Annotated in this window: 15 protein-coding genes; 11 read left to right on the top strand and 4 right to left on the bottom strand. The window is 70.5% G+C overall.

What is annotated here, in order from left to right; translation table 11 throughout:
• Positions 1-49: 49 nt before the first annotated feature.
• Genes BJY17_RS11095 through BJY17_RS11085 form a run of 3 tightly spaced genes read right to left on the bottom strand, consistent with a single transcriptional unit; the run spans position 50 to position 4,009 of the window.
• Positions 50-1,897, bottom strand: coding sequence for an HSP90 family protein (locus BJY17_RS11095; protein ID WP_179551398.1), 1,848 nt, complete (start codon positions 1,895-1,897; stop codon positions 50-52).
• A complete protein-coding gene (locus BJY17_RS11090; protein ID WP_179551397.1) occupies positions 1,894-2,553 on the bottom strand; it encodes a metal-dependent transcriptional regulator in 660 nt (219 codons plus the stop codon). The genes BJY17_RS11095 and BJY17_RS11090 overlap by 4 nt, the downstream gene beginning before the upstream one ends.
• A gap of 52 nt (positions 2,554-2,605) precedes the next feature.
• The gene (locus BJY17_RS11085; RefSeq protein ID WP_179551396.1) at positions 2,606-4,009 is read right to left on the bottom strand and encodes an Nramp family divalent metal transporter; all 1,404 of its coding nucleotides are present in this window, start codon (positions 4,007-4,009) and stop codon (positions 2,606-2,608) included.
• A gap of 162 nt (positions 4,010-4,171) precedes the next feature.
• Between BJY17_RS11085 and BJY17_RS11080 the strand changes: the two genes are divergently transcribed.
• From BJY17_RS11080 to BJY17_RS11045, 8 genes are all read left to right on the top strand, one after another.
• Positions 4,172-4,615: a hypothetical protein gene (locus BJY17_RS11080; RefSeq protein WP_179551395.1), complete on the top strand. Its 444-nt coding sequence runs from the start codon at positions 4,172-4,174 to the stop codon at positions 4,613-4,615.
• Positions 4,616-4,688: 73 nt separating this feature from the next.
• A complete protein-coding gene (locus tag BJY17_RS11075; protein WP_179551394.1) occupies positions 4,689-5,732 on the top strand; it encodes a hypothetical protein in 1,044 nt (347 codons plus the stop codon).
• Positions 5,729-7,003 carry a sensor histidine kinase gene (locus tag BJY17_RS11070; protein WP_179551393.1) on the top strand — a complete coding sequence of 425 codons (1,275 nt, stop codon included), beginning with the start codon at positions 5,729-5,731 and terminating at the stop codon, positions 7,001-7,003. The genes BJY17_RS11075 and BJY17_RS11070 overlap by 4 nt, the downstream gene beginning before the upstream one ends.
• Entirely contained in the window at positions 7,000-7,692 is a 693-nt protein-coding gene (locus BJY17_RS11065; RefSeq protein ID WP_322789816.1) for a response regulator transcription factor, read from the top strand. Before BJY17_RS11070 ends, BJY17_RS11065 begins: the two co-directional genes overlap by 4 nt.
• A gap of 96 nt (positions 7,693-7,788) precedes the next feature.
• Entirely contained in the window at positions 7,789-8,442 is a 654-nt protein-coding gene (locus BJY17_RS11060; protein ID WP_179551392.1) for a TrmH family RNA methyltransferase, read from the top strand.
• Between the two features lie 124 nt (positions 8,443-8,566).
• Positions 8,567-9,583: a magnesium/cobalt transporter CorA gene (gene corA / locus BJY17_RS11055; RefSeq protein ID WP_179551391.1), complete on the top strand. Its 1,017-nt coding sequence runs from the start codon at positions 8,567-8,569 to the stop codon at positions 9,581-9,583.
• Between the two features lie 70 nt (positions 9,584-9,653).
• Entirely contained in the window at positions 9,654-10,022 is a 369-nt protein-coding gene (locus tag BJY17_RS11050) for a nuclear transport factor 2 family protein (protein ID WP_074259632.1), read from the top strand.
• A gap of 182 nt (positions 10,023-10,204) precedes the next feature.
• Positions 10,205-10,543, top strand: a complete 339-nt coding sequence (locus BJY17_RS11045) for a hypothetical protein (protein WP_179551390.1) — start codon at positions 10,205-10,207, stop codon at positions 10,541-10,543.
• A gap of 108 nt (positions 10,544-10,651) precedes the next feature.
• Here BJY17_RS11045 and argG read toward each other — a convergent pair whose 3' ends face one another.
• Positions 10,652-12,079: an argininosuccinate synthase gene (gene argG, locus BJY17_RS11040; RefSeq protein WP_179551389.1), complete on the bottom strand. Its 1,428-nt coding sequence runs from the start codon at positions 12,077-12,079 to the stop codon at positions 10,652-10,654.
• Between the two features lie 202 nt (positions 12,080-12,281).
• Here argG and BJY17_RS11035 point away from each other — a divergent pair, with 202 nt between their 5' ends.
• The 3 genes from BJY17_RS11035 (at position 12,282) to BJY17_RS11025 (ending at position 15,697) form a co-directional block, all read left to right on the top strand.
• A complete protein-coding gene (locus BJY17_RS11035; protein ID WP_179551388.1) occupies positions 12,282-13,742 on the top strand; it encodes a S8 family peptidase in 1,461 nt (486 codons plus the stop codon).
• Between the two features lie 115 nt (positions 13,743-13,857).
• On the top strand, positions 13,858-14,409 hold the full coding sequence (locus tag BJY17_RS11030; RefSeq protein WP_322789815.1) for a DUF3151 family protein: 552 nt from the start codon (positions 13,858-13,860) through the stop codon (positions 14,407-14,409).
• Between the two features lies 1 nt (position 14,410).
• Positions 14,411-15,697 (top strand): adenylosuccinate synthase, encoded by a 1,287-nt coding sequence (locus BJY17_RS11025; protein ID WP_179551386.1) that lies wholly within the window; start codon positions 14,411-14,413, stop codon positions 15,695-15,697.
• Positions 15,698-15,706 lie beyond the last annotated feature (9 nt).

Below are 15,706 nucleotides of genomic sequence, written 5' to 3'. Positions count from 1 at the left end.
TTGGCGGTCGATGATCGGAGGTCTGGGTCGGAGGCTGGGCGGGCCGGGGTCAGCGGGCGAGGCTCAGCGCGACGAGGTCGGTGAGTGCACCGGTCAGCATGGCCCGTTCGCTCGCACGGAGTGGTCGGTGGCCGGCGAGCAGCGCCTGCACGTACAGCAGCCGGATGGTGCGGTCGAACACGGCGTCGTCGACCTCGCCGGCGAGTGTGCGCACGAGGGTGTTGTCCCAGTTGAGGCAGAGCTTCGCGCGGGCGGCTTCAGCGCCGCCGCTCGTGAGGCTCGACCGGTTGCCGTCGATCCTGCCGAGCACCCCGCTCCAGAGCGGGCCCGTGAGGTCGCGTGCGGCGCCTCGGGTGATCGACCGCAGCACCTCGGCGTCGGCGAGGTAGAGGCTCGCGAGGTCGCCGGGCGAGAAGCGGCGCACGCTCGGCTCGCAGCCGACCTCGGCGAGCACCGCGCCGGCACGGGTCTCGAGCGCGAGTGCCGCCGCACGATCGGCCAGCGGCGGCGGGTCGAGCGAGTCGAGCTCGCCCGAGACCGTCACCCGTTCGAGCGTGACGCCGTCGAAGAGCAGCGGCAGGCGGCGCAGGATGTCGGCCTCGTGCACGTATCCGCCGTTGACCACGGCGCGCGACGCCGGCACGATGCCCGCGATCTGGCGGAACTCGTCGACGGTCTCGGTGAACCGCACATGCGGATGGCTCCGCACGAGCTCGTCGATGGTCATCACCCCGATCGAGGTCTCCACCGTCAGCCAGCGCGTGATGAAGCCCGCGAGCTCGTCGTCGTGAAGCAGGAGGGACTTCAGTCCCAGATGGTGGATGCCGACGAACTCGGCGAGGCGCGCGGGGCGCTCGACGGCGAGCCGCATCACCCAGGCGCGGATCGCGGCACCGAGCTCGGCCCGGGTCGCCTCGAGCGATTCGTCCTCGATGAGATGCTCGCGTGATGCAGTCGGCCGCAGCCCGTTCGAGTCCACGACCGCTCGCGCGAAGAAGGCCCAGTCGGGCAGCAGCTCGTCGGCCCGCGGGTCGACGAGCATGCCGCCGAGGTAGACGCGGTTCGCCTGCCGGGCACCGGGCGTCGGCGGAAACGGCAGCACGTAGGCCGTGCCGTGCGTGTCGGTTGCGGTGGAGTGCACCTCGATGACCTCGAACGGCGCGCCGCCCACGACGTCGCGCCCGAGCTCGGCGATGCGATCGCGAGCCTCGGCGCGCGCCTCGCCCGTGAGGGCGAACACGGCCGGCCGGCCGATGCCGTCGAAGCTCCCGTCGCCTGTGCCGACGAGGATCGGGATCGGCAGGTACTCGGCATACCGGCGTGCGAGCTCGCACAGGCTCGTCGGCGAGCAGAGCTCCGCCTCGTCGGCGCGCGGCACGAGCGAGACGGTGGTGCCGACGGCGATACCGGATGCCTCGGCGCCCTCGAGCACCCGCACCGTGAAGGTGCCGTCGGTGCTGCCGACCCACTCGACGGGGTCGCCGCCGCGTGCCGAGCGGGAGCGCACGACGATGCGGTCGGCGATCATGAAGCAGCTGAGCAGGCCGATGCCGAACTGTCCGAGGAATCCGGCGCGAGGCAGGTCGAACAGGTCGCGCTTCGAGCTGCGGCCGACCGTGGCGAGCAGTTCGCCGACCTCGTCGGCGGTGAGGCCGACGCCGTCGTCCTCGAAGCGGAGTGCCGGCTCGTCGGCCGTCGGCGGGTGGATGCGCACGCCCCACGCGGCATCCCGGCGGCCCTCGTGCTCTGCGCGAGCCGTGATGGCGTCGCGCCCGTTCTGGATCAGCTCGCGGAGGAAGACGTGCGGGCCCGAGTAGATGTGCCGGCTCAGGAGGTCGACCACGCCGCGCAGGTCGACCAGGAACGGACGCGTTGCGGGCGTCTGCTCGCCGGTCACGCGGTCAGCCAGATCGCGCTGGCCGCGCCGTTCGGCAGCTCGTGGCTCTCGCCGGAGATGCGCACGCGTGCGTTCGCGTCGCCGTCGAGGGCTTCGATCTCGAGCTCGACCCCGGGGTGCACGCCGGCGACCTCGAGGCCGCGCAGCAGGCCCGGATCGCGATCGCTGATGCGGATCACGCGTCCGCGATGCCCGGCCGCGGCCTCGTCGGCGCGCACGAACGGTTCGGCGGCGATCGAGCCGTCGGCGGTGGGGATCGGGTCTCCGTGCGGGTCGCGCAGGGGCCTGCCGAGTCGTGCGTCGATCGCCTCGAGCAGGCGGTCGGAGATGGCGTGCTCGAGGATCTCGGCCTCGTCGTGCACCTCGTCCCAGCCGTAGCCCATCTCCTGCACGAGCCACGTCTCGATGAGCCGGTGGCGGCGCACGACGGCGAGTGCCTGCACGGCGCCCGCCTCGGTGAGTCGCACCGCGCCGTAGGGCACGTGCGAGACGAGGCCCTGCGCCGCCATCTTCTTCACCATCTCGGTGACCGATGACGGGGCGACCCCGAGCTTGCCGGCGAGCACCGAGGGCGTGATGGGGTCGGGCTGCCACTCGGTGTGCGAGTACACCGTCTTCAGGTAGTCCTCGATCGCGGGGTTCTTGCTGCTGGGCATCGGCCCCAGACTATCGGGAGCCCCGCGGCCGCGCCGGGTGCCGGGCTCCGCGTCAGGCCCCGGTGAACACGAGCCAGAGCAGCACGCCGTTGAGGGTGATGAGGAAGACGGACGCCGCGATGCCCGCGGCCGTCGTCGCCCAGTGGTTCCTCCAACGCCCGAGCACGCCGGCCTTCGCCGTGAGCGCCACGAGCGGGATGAGGGCGAAGGGGATGCCGAACGAGAGCACCACCTGGCTGAGCACGAGGGAGATGGTCGGGTCGAACCCGAGCCAGAGGATCGTGAGCGCCGGGATCAGGGTGACGAGCCGGCGGAAGATGAGCGGCACCCGGATGTGCAGCAGCCCGTGCATGATCTCGGCGCCGGCGTAGGCGCCGACCGAGGTCGAGGCGAGTCCCGAGGCGAGCAGGCCCACGGCGAAGAGGGTCGCGATGACGGGCCCGAGCGCCACGCCGAGCGCCGCGTAGGCGCCCTCGAGGCTGTCGGTGCCCTCGACGCCCGAGAGGTTGACGGCGGCGAGCAGCAGGATGCAGAGGTTCACGGTGCCGGCGATCGCCATGGCGATCGAGACATCCCATCGGGTCGCGCGCAGCAGCAGCCCGGTGGGCACGTCGGTCGCCGTGCCGGGCAGCAGCTCGGGGGCCTCCGACCTGCGGCTGATGCCGAAGCCGTGCCACGCGGGCTTCGGCGTCGCTGCCGATGGGGAGGTCGACAGCGACGCGGCACGGCGCGTGACGAAGCGGTCGCGGCTGAGCGCGGAGTGCGCGTAGATCGCGTGGGGCATGATCGTCGCGCCGAGGATGGACGCGGCGAGCAGCACCGAGTTCGCGTCGGCGAAGCGCGGCACGAGCCCGCCGAGGAGGCCGGCCGGGTCGGGCGGCGCCACGAACACGCCGACGGTGAAGCCGATCGCGATGATGATGAGCAGCCCCATGATGACGAACTCGAAGGTGCGCGGCCCGCGTCGCGACTGCAGCACGAGCAGCCCGATCGAGACGGCGCCGGTGATGAGCCCGCCCCACACGAGCGGCACGCCGAACAGCAGGTTGAGCGCGACGGCGCCGCCGATGACCTCGGCGAGGTCGGTCGCCATCGCGACGAGCTCGGCCTGCAGCCAGTAGGCGCGACGGCCCCAGCGGTTGCGGATGGTGCCGCCCAGCACCTCGGGCAGGCTCCGGCCGGTGACGATGCCGAGCTTGGCCGAGAGGTACTGGATGAGCCACGCCATGACATTGCCGAGCACGACGACCCACACGAGCAGGTAGCCGTACTGCGCCCCCGCGGTCATGTTGCTGGCGACGTTGCCCGGGTCGAGGTAGGCGACACCGGCGACGAGGGCCGGGCCGATCAGCCACGCGACGCGGGGCACGGATGTCGCGTGCCCACGATCCCCGTCGGCGGCGCCGTCGGGCGCGGGTCCGTTCGTGGTCGTCTCATCGTCGAGCGTTTTCGGCATACCGAAAACCTAGCAAGATTTCGGCGCACCGAAAAGTCTCGAACCGCACATTTCGAGTGGGTCGCATCCGCGCCCCGAGGGTCCGGATGTCGTTCGCGAGGAGGAAGGCGCCGATACCCGCGGAGGATGGTCGAGGCGCGCCGACCGGGTCAGCCTGAATGCATGGACACACCGACGAGCACTCGCACGAACATCCCGAAGAGAACGCACACCCCGACCATCCGGTTCTTCCGTTCCCGCCGTCTCCTGGGCGCCATCGGCGCCCTCGCCCTCGTCGGCTTGGGCGCGGCTCACACGGTGACCAACGCCGGCGGCTTCGCGACCGACCCGGATGCCTCATGGCCGCTGTTCCTGGTCTTCGGGGTGGGCATCAGCCTCGTGCTCTGGGCGATCGCCGTCATCGCGTGGCGATACTCGCGCCGCGGAGTCGGACGCGTCACGCGCGTGATCATCGTGGTCGTGGGCGTGCTCCTGTGCCTGATGGCCGTCAACGTGCTGCGCGTGCACCCCGAGATCATCCTCTCGCCGGCGGGACCCGGGCTGTGGTCGCTCATCGGAGGCCCGGCGCTGCTCGCCGCGGCGCTGCTGCCGGGGCGGGTGAGGTAGGCCCGTGGAGCATCTCTCATCCGAGGATCGAAGCGGTGGAGCCGCGTCGAGGAGGCTCCGGGCTCTCCGATCGGTGCCGTGGTGGATCTCGGCCGCATGGGCCGCCGCCTATCTCGTGGCGGGTGCGGCATGGGGTCTCGGTGCATCGGGATACCCCTTCTCCGGCGGCGGGGCCGGGCCGCGTGCCTCGGTGATGGATCCATTGCCGAGCCAGGTCGGCGGCTGGATCCTCGCCGGGGCGGCGGCGCTCGCCGGGGTGCTGGTCGTGCTGATCGCGCGTCGTCCGGCTGCTCGCGTTCCCGCGGCCGCCGCCGTGCTCGTCGGCGTGGCGTTGGCCGTCGTCCTCACGGATTTCAGGGTGCTGGTGTTCGCCGCCTACTTGCCGGTGATGGCCGTTGCGGCCCTCCTCGGTCACGTCGACCCGCATATCATGGCGACAATGCTCATCTGGCCGAACATCAACCAAATGGTTCTGATGATCGCCGGTGCCGGCCTCACCTCCCTCGGCATTCGCGGCCTGATGGCACGGAATCGCGCAGGCGAGATGACGGCCGATCACCCGGCACCGGGGCTGCAGGCCGCGACCGCGCTTCGCGTGGGCCGTTGGGCGACCGGCGTGGCCGTCGTCATTCCCGTCGGGTACGCGGTCACGCGAATCGGATGGTTCGCCGGCGTGCCGATCGGCATCAGCCCGAGCTTCATGCAGCGGCTCGACGATGCCCACGCCGCACCCATCGGGGCCGGTCTGGGCGGCGTCGCCCTCCTCGGGGCCGTGCTGACCCTCGGCCTCGTCTGCCCCTGGGGCGAAGTCTGGCCGCGGTGGGTGCCGTTCCTGCGCGGGCGGGCGATTCCGCCGCGGCTCCCCGCCTCCCTCGCGATCGCCATCTCGTTGCCGATCATGTCGGCGGGCCTGATGTACGTGAGGAAGCGACTCGCAGGCGAGGAGTTCGGAGCGACCGGGGCGGAGCACGAGCCCGGAGCGTGGTTGCCCGAGATGTTCTTCCCGTTGTGGGGCGCGGCGCTTGCGATCGCAGCGCTCGCCTACCTCCACAGGCGAACCGCCGGTCAGGAGCTGCTGCGCCGATCCACAAGCCCACGAGGTCTGGTGAGCGGATGAACTCCATCGTCGACGCAGGGCCCACGACCGACGGGCGGCGGGACGGCCTGTTCAGGAGGAATCCTGCGCTCACCGATCTGATCGTGGCCGCGGCCTACGCGATTCCGCTGGGCCTCGTGTCGCTGCGCCTGCTGCAGCTCTCCGACAGCCCACTCGTGTGGCGGGTTCTCGCGGGGGTCGCGGTCGTCATGCTGCATGTCGCGACGGCGCTGCGGCGCCGTTGGCCTCGACTCGCGTTCGGCATCGGCGCGGGAATGGCACTGGTGCTCGCGCTGCTTCCTCCGTTGCAGGATGCCGCGGGGAACGCGTTTCCGGCGTTCGCGTTGCCGAGCATCCTCGTCTTCGGGGTGCTCGTGTTCACCGCGGCGCGCGTGCTCGGCGCACGCGCCAGCTGGGCCTGCTTGACCGTCGCGCTCGCCGTGGCCGCCGTCGTCGTGGTTCGGCTCTGGAATCCGCAGGTCTGGGGCAGGCCATCCGACGACGGCGAGCTCATCATCTGGCGTGCGGCGCTGACGCTCGGCATCACGGCGACGATCCTCTGCCTGTGGGCGCTGGGCAGGCTCGCCAGGGTGCGAGACGCCCATTTCGCGGAACTGCGGGAGAAGGCAGAGCGGGCCGATGCCGACCGGGCGCGGGAACGTGCGGAGGCGGCTCGCGCCGAACGGGATCGCATCAGCCGAGAACTGCACGACATCGTCTCCCACTCCTTGGCGGTGATGGTGAGCCAAGCCGAAGGCGGCCGGCTTTCCGATCCGACCGCGCCCACTGCCGCGACGTTCGCCACGATCTCGAGGATCGGCCGCGAGTCCCTGCAGGACATGCGCGGGCTGCTGGGCGTGCTGCGGTCGGAGGTCGGAACCGAGCGCGTGCCCCAACCGGGCCTGGCAGATCTGCCGGCGCTGGTGAGCCGGGTGCGCGAAGCGGGCGTGAAGCTCGTCGACGAGGCATCCGGTGACCAGCGTCGGCTGCGCCCCGCAGCCGACCTCGCCGCGTACCGTGTCGTGCAGGAAGCACTGACCAACGTGCTCAAGCATGCAGGGCCCTCACCGAGGGCCGGTCTCAGCCTCGACTGGAAGCCCGACCGGCTCGTCATCCGCATCCAGGACTCCGGCGCCGGCCCCCGTGTCGACGATGACGCGGGCGGTGCCGGGCTGGACGGCATGAGGGAGCGGCTGCAGATCATCGGAGGCTCGCTCGAGATCCGTGCTCGGGCGGGCGAGGGGTTCACCCTCACCGCGACCATCCCCTACGACGACCGGAGACTGCCGTGATCCGCCTGCTGATCGTCGACGATCAAGAACTCCTCCGACAGGGGCTGGCGATGGTGGCTCGGTCCCAACCCGACATGGACGTCGTCGCAGAGGCCGGTCAGGGCCGCGAGGCGCTCCGAGTGCTCGAGACCGAGCAGATCGATGTCGTCGTGATGGACGTCCGCATGCCGGTCATGGACGGCATCGAGGCCACACGGGAGATCCAGAAGCTCGACGATCCTCCCAAGGTGCTCGTGCTCACGACCTTCGACCTCGACGAGTACGCGTTCGACGCGCTCGGTGCCGGAGCGAGCGGGTTCATCCTGAAGGACGCGCCCGGCGAGGAGATCATCGCCGCCATCCGGCACGTCCACGACGGCGACGCCGTCATCGCTCCGGCGACCACCCGTCGCCTCCTCGACCATCTCATCGCGCCGACCGCTGACCCCGACGCCGTCCTGCGCAAGCTCACCGACCGGGAGCGAGACGTCTTCCTCGGCCTCGCGCGCGGCGATTCGAACGCGGAGATCGGGGCGCAGCTCTTCCTCTCCGAGACCACGGTGAAGACCCATGTCGGGCGCATCCTGAGCAAGCTCGGCCTGCGAGATCGGATTCGGGCCGTGGTGCTGGCATACGAGACGGGGGTCGTCTCCCGCCGGACGTCAGGCGTCGACGGCGTGGACCGGAAGGACGACGGACCGCGCCCGTAGCGCGGAGGCCGGGTCGCCGCCGCGGCGATATCTCGTTCGACGACCGAGACCGGCCTCGCCCCGGCCCGTCGCGCACGCACCGGGCCGTACCCTTGCATGGTGGAAGCCGAATCGACCCCCGAACCCGCCCTGACCCACGGCGTCGGGCCGTGGCCGGGCGGTGAGGCCGAGTGGCCGGATGAGCCGCACTTCGACCCCGAGCTGCTCGAGCACGGCGACACGCGCAACGTCATCGACCGGTACCGGTACTGGCGCATGGACGCGATCGTCGCCGACCTCGACGAGCACCGGCACCCGTTCCACGTGGCCATCGAGAATTGGCAGCACGACATGAACATCGGCTCGATCGTGCGGAGTGCGAACGCCTTCGCGGCCGACACCGTGCACATCATCGGCCGTCGCCGCTGGAACAAGCGGGGCGCGATGGTCACCGACCGCTACCAGCACGTCGTCTACCACCCGGATGTCGCGGCCTTCGCCGAGTGGGCGCACGAGGCATCCGTGCCCGTGATCGCCGTCGACAACGTCGAGGGCTCCGTGCCGATCGAGGCGTTCGCATGGCCCGAGCGCTGCGTGCTGCTCTTCGGACAGGAGGGCCCGGGGCTCTCGCCCGAAGCGACCGCAGCCGCCGACGCGATCGTCGAGATCACGCAGTACGGCTCCACCCGTTCGCTCAACGCGAGCGCCGCGGCCGCGATCGCCATGCACTCGTGGGTGCTGACGCACGCCGTGCCGCCCGCTGCAGGTTGAGCCCGTCGAAACCTGAGCCCGTCGAAACCTGAGCCCGTCGAAACCTGAGCCTGTCGGAACCTGAGCCCGCTCACGACCGGGTTTCAGCGAGCTCAACCGGCAGATGCCTGACAGACTGGGCCCGATGACGGTCATCGACAACGCGATCTACCGCGACGGCACGCGCGTCGCGACCCCGACGTCCCTCGACGAGACGTTCGAGCGGCGCGCCGAGCACGGGGGCTTCGCATGGATCGGGCTCTACCGGCCGACCGACGCCGAGCTCGATGCGCTCGCGCAGGAGTTCGGCCTGCACCCCCTCGCGGTGGAGGACACGCGCAAGGGCCACCAGCGGGCCAAGCTCGAGCGCTACGGCGACACCCTCTTCGTGGTGCTGCGCCCTGCGCGCTACCTCGACGAGGTGGAGCAGGTGGAATTCGGCGAGCTGCACGTGTTCATCGGCCTCGACTTCGCGATCACGATCCGCCATGCCGAGTCGCCGAACCTCGCGCGGGTTCGCCGTCGCCTCGAGTCCTCGCCCGAGTTGCTCGCGAAGGGCCCCGAGGCGGTGCTCTACGCCGTGCTCGACGAGGTCGTCGACGAATACTCGCCGGTCGACCTCGGGCTCGAGAACGACATCGACGAGATCGAGGAGCAGCTCTTCTCGGGCGATCCCGAGGTCACTCGGCGCATCTACGACCTCGCGAGCGAGGTCATGGAGTTCCAGCGCGCCACCCGGCCGCTCGTGGGCATGTTCGACGCCCTCGAGCGCGGCTTCGAGAAGTACGCCATCGACCTCGAGCTGCAGCGGTACCTGCGCGACGTGAAGGACCACGTCATCCGCATCGTCGAGCGCGGCGACACGTTCCGCCAGCTGCTGCAGAACGCCCTGCAGGTGCACTCGACGCTCGTGGCGCAGCGGCAGAACGAGGAGACGAAGGTGCTCTCCGAGGCCGCCGTCGCCCAGAGCGAGCAGGCCAAGAAGGTCTCGAGCTGGGCGGCGATCATCTTCGCGCCGACGCTCGTGGCCGGCATCTACGGCATGAACTTCACGCACATGCCCGAACTCGACGAGCGATGGGGCTACCCGTTCGCGATCGCGCTGATGCTCGCCTTCGCGGGCGTGCTGTACGGGCTCTTCAAGCGCAAGGGCTGGCTCTGACCGTCGTCTTCTCCCGGCCCGTTCGCGCGGCCTCTTCCCGCGGCATCCGTTCGCGGTTACCGTTGGGGGCATGACCGAGATCACCGATGATCTGCCCGCTCGACTCATGCATGAAGAGCACGCCGGATGGCGGGCGATCGTCGAGGGTCGGGGCGGTGAGCACTACCAACGTGCCATGACCCGCGACGCCCTGATGATCGTCGACGGCGCCGCGTTCGGGCGCGACGAGATCCTCACGGCGATGCGGAGCGCGCCGCCGTGGGACGAGTACCACCTGCACGAGCCGGCGGTGATCCGGCTCGGCGATCGTGCCGGCATCCTCGTCTACCGGGCGGTGGCGCGTCGGGGCGACGACACGGTGAACCTCCGCATGTCGACGACGTACCTCATCGAGGGCGGCTCGTGGCGGGTGGCGGCGCACCAGCAGACCGCCGCCTGACCCGGGCCCACTGTTCGAGAGCCCGCTCCACTGTTCGTGTCCCCCGGTTTGGGGTACGCCTGCCGGTGTGCATCGGCCTACCCTTCAGGTGTGCGCGGTACCGGCGACGTCGGCACTCGCACCGGGTGCGTCACTCCATCTGGCAGCGGCACCCGAGACCCGAGTCGAGGGGAGACTCACCGATGTCAACCATCACACGCCGTCTGACGGCAGGGCTCGCCGCAGTGCCGTTCATCGCGATCAGCGTGCTCGGAGCCGGCGCCGTCGCCAACGCGACGTCACCGGTCGACGGCGACCACAAGGTGCCGTACTGCCACGCGACGCACAGTGCCAAGAACCCGTTCGTCTACATCGAGACCGACAAGATCGCCGTCGTCAAGGCGCACGCGAAGCACCAGGACGAAGAAGACGTCTACCCGGGCTTCTGGTACGACGACCACGGCACGCCGACCTGGTTCGAGGGTCGTGGCGACCCCGACTTCGCCGAGAACGGCTGCACCGGGGAACGTCCTCCGAGCTGAGCAACTGCCCGGCTCGGCGGTCGATCAGCAGGGGGAAGCGATCGACAGCTCGGGTGGGCCGCCCGGGGGGACGGCTCGCCCGAGTGATCTCGCCGCGGTGCTCGTGCGTCAGTCGGTGCCGAGGTCGAACGCGGAGGCCTCGTTCGCGGCATCCGTCGCGACGTCGAGGTCGGACTCGGCCGGACCCGCGAGGATCTGCGCCGCATCGCCGACGGCGAGGTCGCCGACGAGCGCGGCGGTCGCGCCGCCCACGAGGTTGAGGTGCGCGTACTGCTCGAGGCGGGCGCGCGAGTCGGCGATGTCGAGGTTGCGCATCGTGAGCTGACCGATGCGGTCTTCGGGGCCGAACGCCTGGTCGCCGACGCGCTCCATCGAGAGCTTCTCGGGCTGGTAGCTGAGCGACGGGCCCGTCGTGTTCATGATCGTGTAGTCGTCGCCGCGGCGCAGGCGCAGGGTGACCTCGCCGGTGACGGCCGAGGCGACCCAGCGCACGATCGACTCGCGGAGCATGAGTGACTGCGGGTCGAGCCAGCGGCCCTCGTACATGAGGCGCCCGAGGCGGCGACCCTCGTTGTGGTAGTTCGCGATCGTGTCTTCGTTGTGGATCGCGTTCACGAGGCGCTCGTAGGCGATGTGCAGCAGGGCCATGCCCGGTGCCTCGTAGATGCCGCGCGACTTCGCCTCGATGATGCGGTTCTCGATCTGGTCGCTCATGCCGAGGCCGTGGCGGCCCCCGATGGCGTTCGCCTCGAGCACGAGTGCGACGGCGTCATCGAAGACGACGCCGTCGAGCGCGACCGGCCGGCCCTGCTCGAAGCGCACCGTGATGTCTTCGGTCGCGATCTCGACGTCTTCGTCCCAGAACTTCACGCCCATGATCGGCTCGACCGTGGTGATGCCGGCGTCGAGCTCCTCGAGCACCTTGGCCTCGTGCGTCGCGCCCCAGATGTTCGCGTCGGTCGAGTACGCCTTCTCGGCGGAGGCGCGGTACGGCAGATCGCGCTGCTGCAGCCACTCGCTCATCTCGGCGCGGCCGCCGAGCTCGGTGACGAAGTCGGCGTCGAGCCACGGCTTGTAGATGCGCAGGCGCGGGTTGGCCATGAGGCCGTAGCGGTAGAACCGCTCGATGTCATTGCCCTTGTAGGTCGAGCCGTCGCCCCAGATGTCGACGCCGTCTTCGAGCATCGCGCGCACGAGCAGCGTGCCGGTGACGGCGCGGCCGAGCGGGGTCGTGTTGAAGTACGCCTTGCCGCCCGAGCGGATGTGGAAGGCGCCGCACTGCAGCGCGACGAGGCCCTCTTCGACGAGCGCGGCCCGGCAGTCGACGAGGCGCGAGATCTCGGCGCCGTACTCGATGGCGCGGCCGGGAACGGCCTCGACGTCGGGCTCGTCGGGCTGGCCGAGGTCGGCCGTGTAGGTGCAGGGCACTGCACCCTTCTCGCGCATCCACGCGACCGCGACCGAGGTGTCGAGGCCGCCGGAGAAGGCGATGCCGACGCGTTCGCCGACGGGCAGGCTGGAGAGGACTTTCGACATGCCCACCAGCCTACTTGCCGGTCGCGCCCTCCTGCTGCGGTGCGTCGTCGGCTCGCCCTAGCCCTGCCGCACCTTCGGCAATAGACTCGCGCCACCGGCCGCGCGGCATCAACGTTGCCTCCGCTCGTCGCACCCTCTGGACGGGCCGGTCCGCCTGCCGACCCGGCCGGCGGTACTCCACTCGTGTCGAACGGAGACAGGGATGAACAAATCCAGACTGGTCGGGGTGGCCTCAGCAGCCGCCCTGGCGATCGGCCTCATCGGGGCGGCTGCGGCACCCGCAGTGGCGGCGCCTGCCGCGGCCACCGGGCCGGAGACCGGCTACCTCGTGCTCGCGCCGCAGGGCAAGAGCGTCGCGAAGGCGGCGGCACGCGTCGCCGCTGCCGGAGGCACGGTCGTGGCCTCGTACGACCAGATCGGCGTGCTCGTCGTGCGCTCGACGAACACGGCCTTCGCGAGTTCCGTCGCGGGAGCGGGCGTCCAATCCGTCGCCTCGACCGAGGGGCTCGGCACGACGCTCGTCGACGACGAGGAGTCCGTCGCCCTCGACGCATCCGCGGTCGACGCCGCCGGCGACCCGACGGGCGAGCAGTACTGGGGTCTGCAATGGGACATGACCCAGATCGATGTCGACCAGGCGCACGAGATCACGACGGGTGACCCGTCGGTCGTCGTCGGCGTGCTCGACTCGGGCATCGACGCGACCCACCCCGACCTCGCGACGCAGGTCGCGAAGGACCAGAGCGCCTCGTGCATCGGCGGCGTGGCCGACACGAGTGAAGCGGCATGGAGCCCCACCACCTCCGACCACGGCACGCACGTCGCCGGCACGATCGCCGCTGCCATCAACGGCGTGGGCATCGCGGGCGTCGCTCCGGGCGTGAAGGTCGCCTCGGTCAAGGTCGTCGACGACGACGGCTTCATCTACCCCGAGGCCGCGATCTGCGGCTACCTGTGGGCGGCCGACCACGACATGCCCGTCACCAACAACAGCTACTTCATCGACCCGTGGGAGTTCAACTGCGTGAACGACCCGCGTCAGCGACCGGTGTGGCAGGCCGTGCAGCGCGCACTCGCGTACTCCACGGCGCAGGGCACCCTCACGGTGGCCTCGGCGGGCAACAGCAACGTCGACCTGCAGCACAAGTTCATCGACTCGTCGAGCCCGAACGACGGCAGCTACCCGGTCGAGGATCGCACCATCACGGGCGCGTGCCGCGACCTGCCTGCTGAGGCGCCGGGCGTCGTGACGGTCTCGGCCGTCGGCCCGAACGAGCAGAAGAGCTACTACTCGTCGTACGGCCTCGGCGTCGTCGATGTGACGGCTCCCGGCGGTGACACCCGCTTCCGCACCGGCGGCGTCTCGTCGACCCCCTCCGACGGCGTGCTCTCGACCGTCTACCCGGGCGGCGGCTGGGGCTACAAGCAGGGCACCTCGATGGCGGGCCCGCACGTGGCCGGCGTCGCGGCGCTCGCCGTGTCGGCGCACCCGGGCATGAAGCCGGGCGCACTCGCCTCGCTGCTCGAGCGCACCTCCGAGTCGCTGCCGTGCCCCGACGGCGTCTTCGAACCGCGCCCGGGATGGCCGGCCGTCTGCACCGGTGGTGAGCGCAACGGCTTCTACGGAGCCGGTAACATCAACGCGCTCAACGTCGTGCAGTAGCAGTCCGAGCGGATTCGCAGCGAGGGGTCGGACCGAATGGTCCGGCCCCTCGTGGGTTTCGAGAAGCCGGTTCGCTCCTCCTCAACCCGTGAGTGCCCCCGCGATAAGGTTGAGTGTGACTCCAGACCAATCAGCACCGGAGCCCGAGCCCTCGCTCGCCGATGAACCAGAGGTGCGCCAGGCGATCGCCGACGGCGATCGGGCGTCGGTCGCGGCGGTCGTCACGGGACATCCGTCGTCGCCGCTCGCCTGGACCGAACTCGCCGACCTCGCCGATTCCGAGGGGCGAACGCTCGAGTCCTTCGCCTTCGCCTCCGTCGCCGCCGACCTCGCCCGTGAGCAGCTCACCGCCGGCGGCTGGCAGCCGGGCGACCCGGTCTCGTGGTCCGACGAGCCCAACCGCGCCTATCTGCGCGCCCTCGACACTCAGCGGCGTGCAGCCGAGGGCCTCGGCCTCGACGAGCGCGCCGCCCGACTCGCCGATGAGCTCGCCACCGCCGACCCCGAGGCCCCGGCGCGCATCGCTTCCGAGTTCACGCCGACCCAGCTGATCACGATCGTGGGCGGTGCTGCGGTGCTGTTCGAGCCCGCGGCATCCGCTGAGGCGATCGTCGGCGACCCGATTGCAGAACCCGCCGCGACCGACGCGGCGGCAGGAGAGGACTGACATGCCCGCGGCCGTACTCATCGGTGCACAGTGGGGCGACGAGGGCAAGGGCAAGGCGACCGACCTGCTCGGCTCGCGCCTCGACTACGTCGTCAAGTTCAACGGCGGCAACAACGCCGGCCACACCGTCGTCATCGGCGACGAGAAGTACGCCCTGCACCTGCTGCCGTCGGGCATCCTGACGCCCGGCGTCACGCCCGTCATCGGCAACGGCGTCGTGGTCGACGTCGAGGTGCTCTTCGAAGAGCTCGAGGGCCTCGAAGCGCGAGGCGTCGACGTCTCGAAGCTGCGCATCTCGGCCAACGCCCACCTCATCACGCAGTACCACCGCACGCTCGACAAGGTGACCGAGCGGTTCCTCGGCAAGCGCCAGATCGGCACGACCGGTCGCGGCATCGGCCCCGCCTACGCCGACAAGATCAACCGCGTCGGCATCCGCATGCAGGACCTGTTCGACGAGAACATCCTGCGGCAGAAGGTCGAGGGCGCGCTCGACCAGAAGAACCACCTGCTCGTGAAGATCTACAACCGTCGGGCGATCTCCGTCGACGAGATCGTCGACGAGCTGCTGTCGTACGTCGACCGTCTGCGTCCGATGGTCACCGACACCGCGCTGCTGCTGCACCAGGCGCTCGAGCGCGACGAGACCGTGCTCTTCGAGGGCGGCCAGGCGACGATGCTCGACGTCGACCACGGCACCTACCCCTTCGTCACCTCGTCGAACGCGACGAGCGGCGGCGCGATCACCGGTTCGGGCATCGCGCCCAACAAGATCGACCGGGTCATCGCGGTGATCAAGGCCTACACGACCCGTGTCGGCGCCGGCCCGTTCCCGACCGAGCTCTTCGACGAGTGGGGCGACTTCCTCACCGAACAGGGTCACGAGTTCGGCACGACGACGGGGCGCAAGCGCCGCACCGGTTGGTACGACGCCCCCATCGCGCGGTACGCGTCGCGCATCAACGGCGTCACCGACTTCGTGCTCACCAAGCTCGACGTGCTCACCGGCATCGAGCGCATCCCCGTCGCCGTCGCGTACGACGTCGACGGCCAGCGCTTCGACGAGGTGCCCGTCTCGCAGTCCGACTTCCACCACGCGAAGCCGATCTACGAGGAGTTCCCCGGCTGGACCGAGGACATCTCGGGTGCCCGCGAGTTCTCCGACCTGCCCGCCAACGCCCAGTCGTACGTGCGCGAGCTCGAAGCGATGAGCGGTTCGCGCATCTCGGCGATCGGCGTCGGCCCCGGCCGCGACGAGATCGTCACCCTGCACGACCTGCTCGGCTGACGCGACACG

The organism is Agromyces hippuratus (assembly GCF_013410355.1).
Lineage (GTDB): Bacteria > Actinomycetota > Actinomycetes > Actinomycetales > Microbacteriaceae > Agromyces > Agromyces hippuratus.
The sequence above is the reverse complement of the archived record's forward strand: the minus strand, read 5'-3'. Positions and strand labels throughout refer to the sequence as shown.

Bases quoted from the DNA above. Each gene is read 5' to 3' on its own strand.
- BJY17_RS11090 (WP_179551397.1), bottom strand. From the start codon at position 2,553: ATGCCCAGCAGCAAGAACCCCGCGATCGAGGACTACCTGAAGACGGTG.
- BJY17_RS11080 (WP_179551395.1), top strand. From the start codon at position 4,172: ATGGACACACCGACGAGCACTCGCACGAACATCCCGAAGAGAACGCAC.
- BJY17_RS11045 (WP_179551390.1), top strand. From the start codon at position 10,205: ATGTCAACCATCACACGCCGTCTGACGGCAGGGCTCGCCGCAGTGCCG.
- argG (WP_179551389.1), bottom strand. From the start codon at position 12,079: ATGTCGAAAGTCCTCTCCAGCCTGCCCGTCGGCGAACGCGTCGGCATC.
- BJY17_RS11035 (WP_179551388.1), top strand. From the start codon at position 12,282: ATGAACAAATCCAGACTGGTCGGGGTGGCCTCAGCAGCCGCCCTGGCG.
- BJY17_RS11070 (WP_179551393.1), top strand. From the start codon at position 5,729: ATGAACTCCATCGTCGACGCAGGGCCCACGACCGACGGGCGGCGGGAC.
- corA (WP_179551391.1), top strand. From the start codon at position 8,567: ATGACGGTCATCGACAACGCGATCTACCGCGACGGCACGCGCGTCGCG.
- BJY17_RS11025 (WP_179551386.1), top strand. From the start codon at position 14,411: ATGCCCGCGGCCGTACTCATCGGTGCACAGTGGGGCGACGAGGGCAAG.
- BJY17_RS11085 (WP_179551396.1), bottom strand. From the start codon at position 4,009: ATGCCGAAAACGCTCGACGATGAGACGACCACGAACGGACCCGCGCCC.
- BJY17_RS11050 (WP_074259632.1), top strand. From the start codon at position 9,654: ATGACCGAGATCACCGATGATCTGCCCGCTCGACTCATGCATGAAGAG.
- BJY17_RS11060 (WP_179551392.1), top strand. From the start codon at position 7,789: ATGGTGGAAGCCGAATCGACCCCCGAACCCGCCCTGACCCACGGCGTC.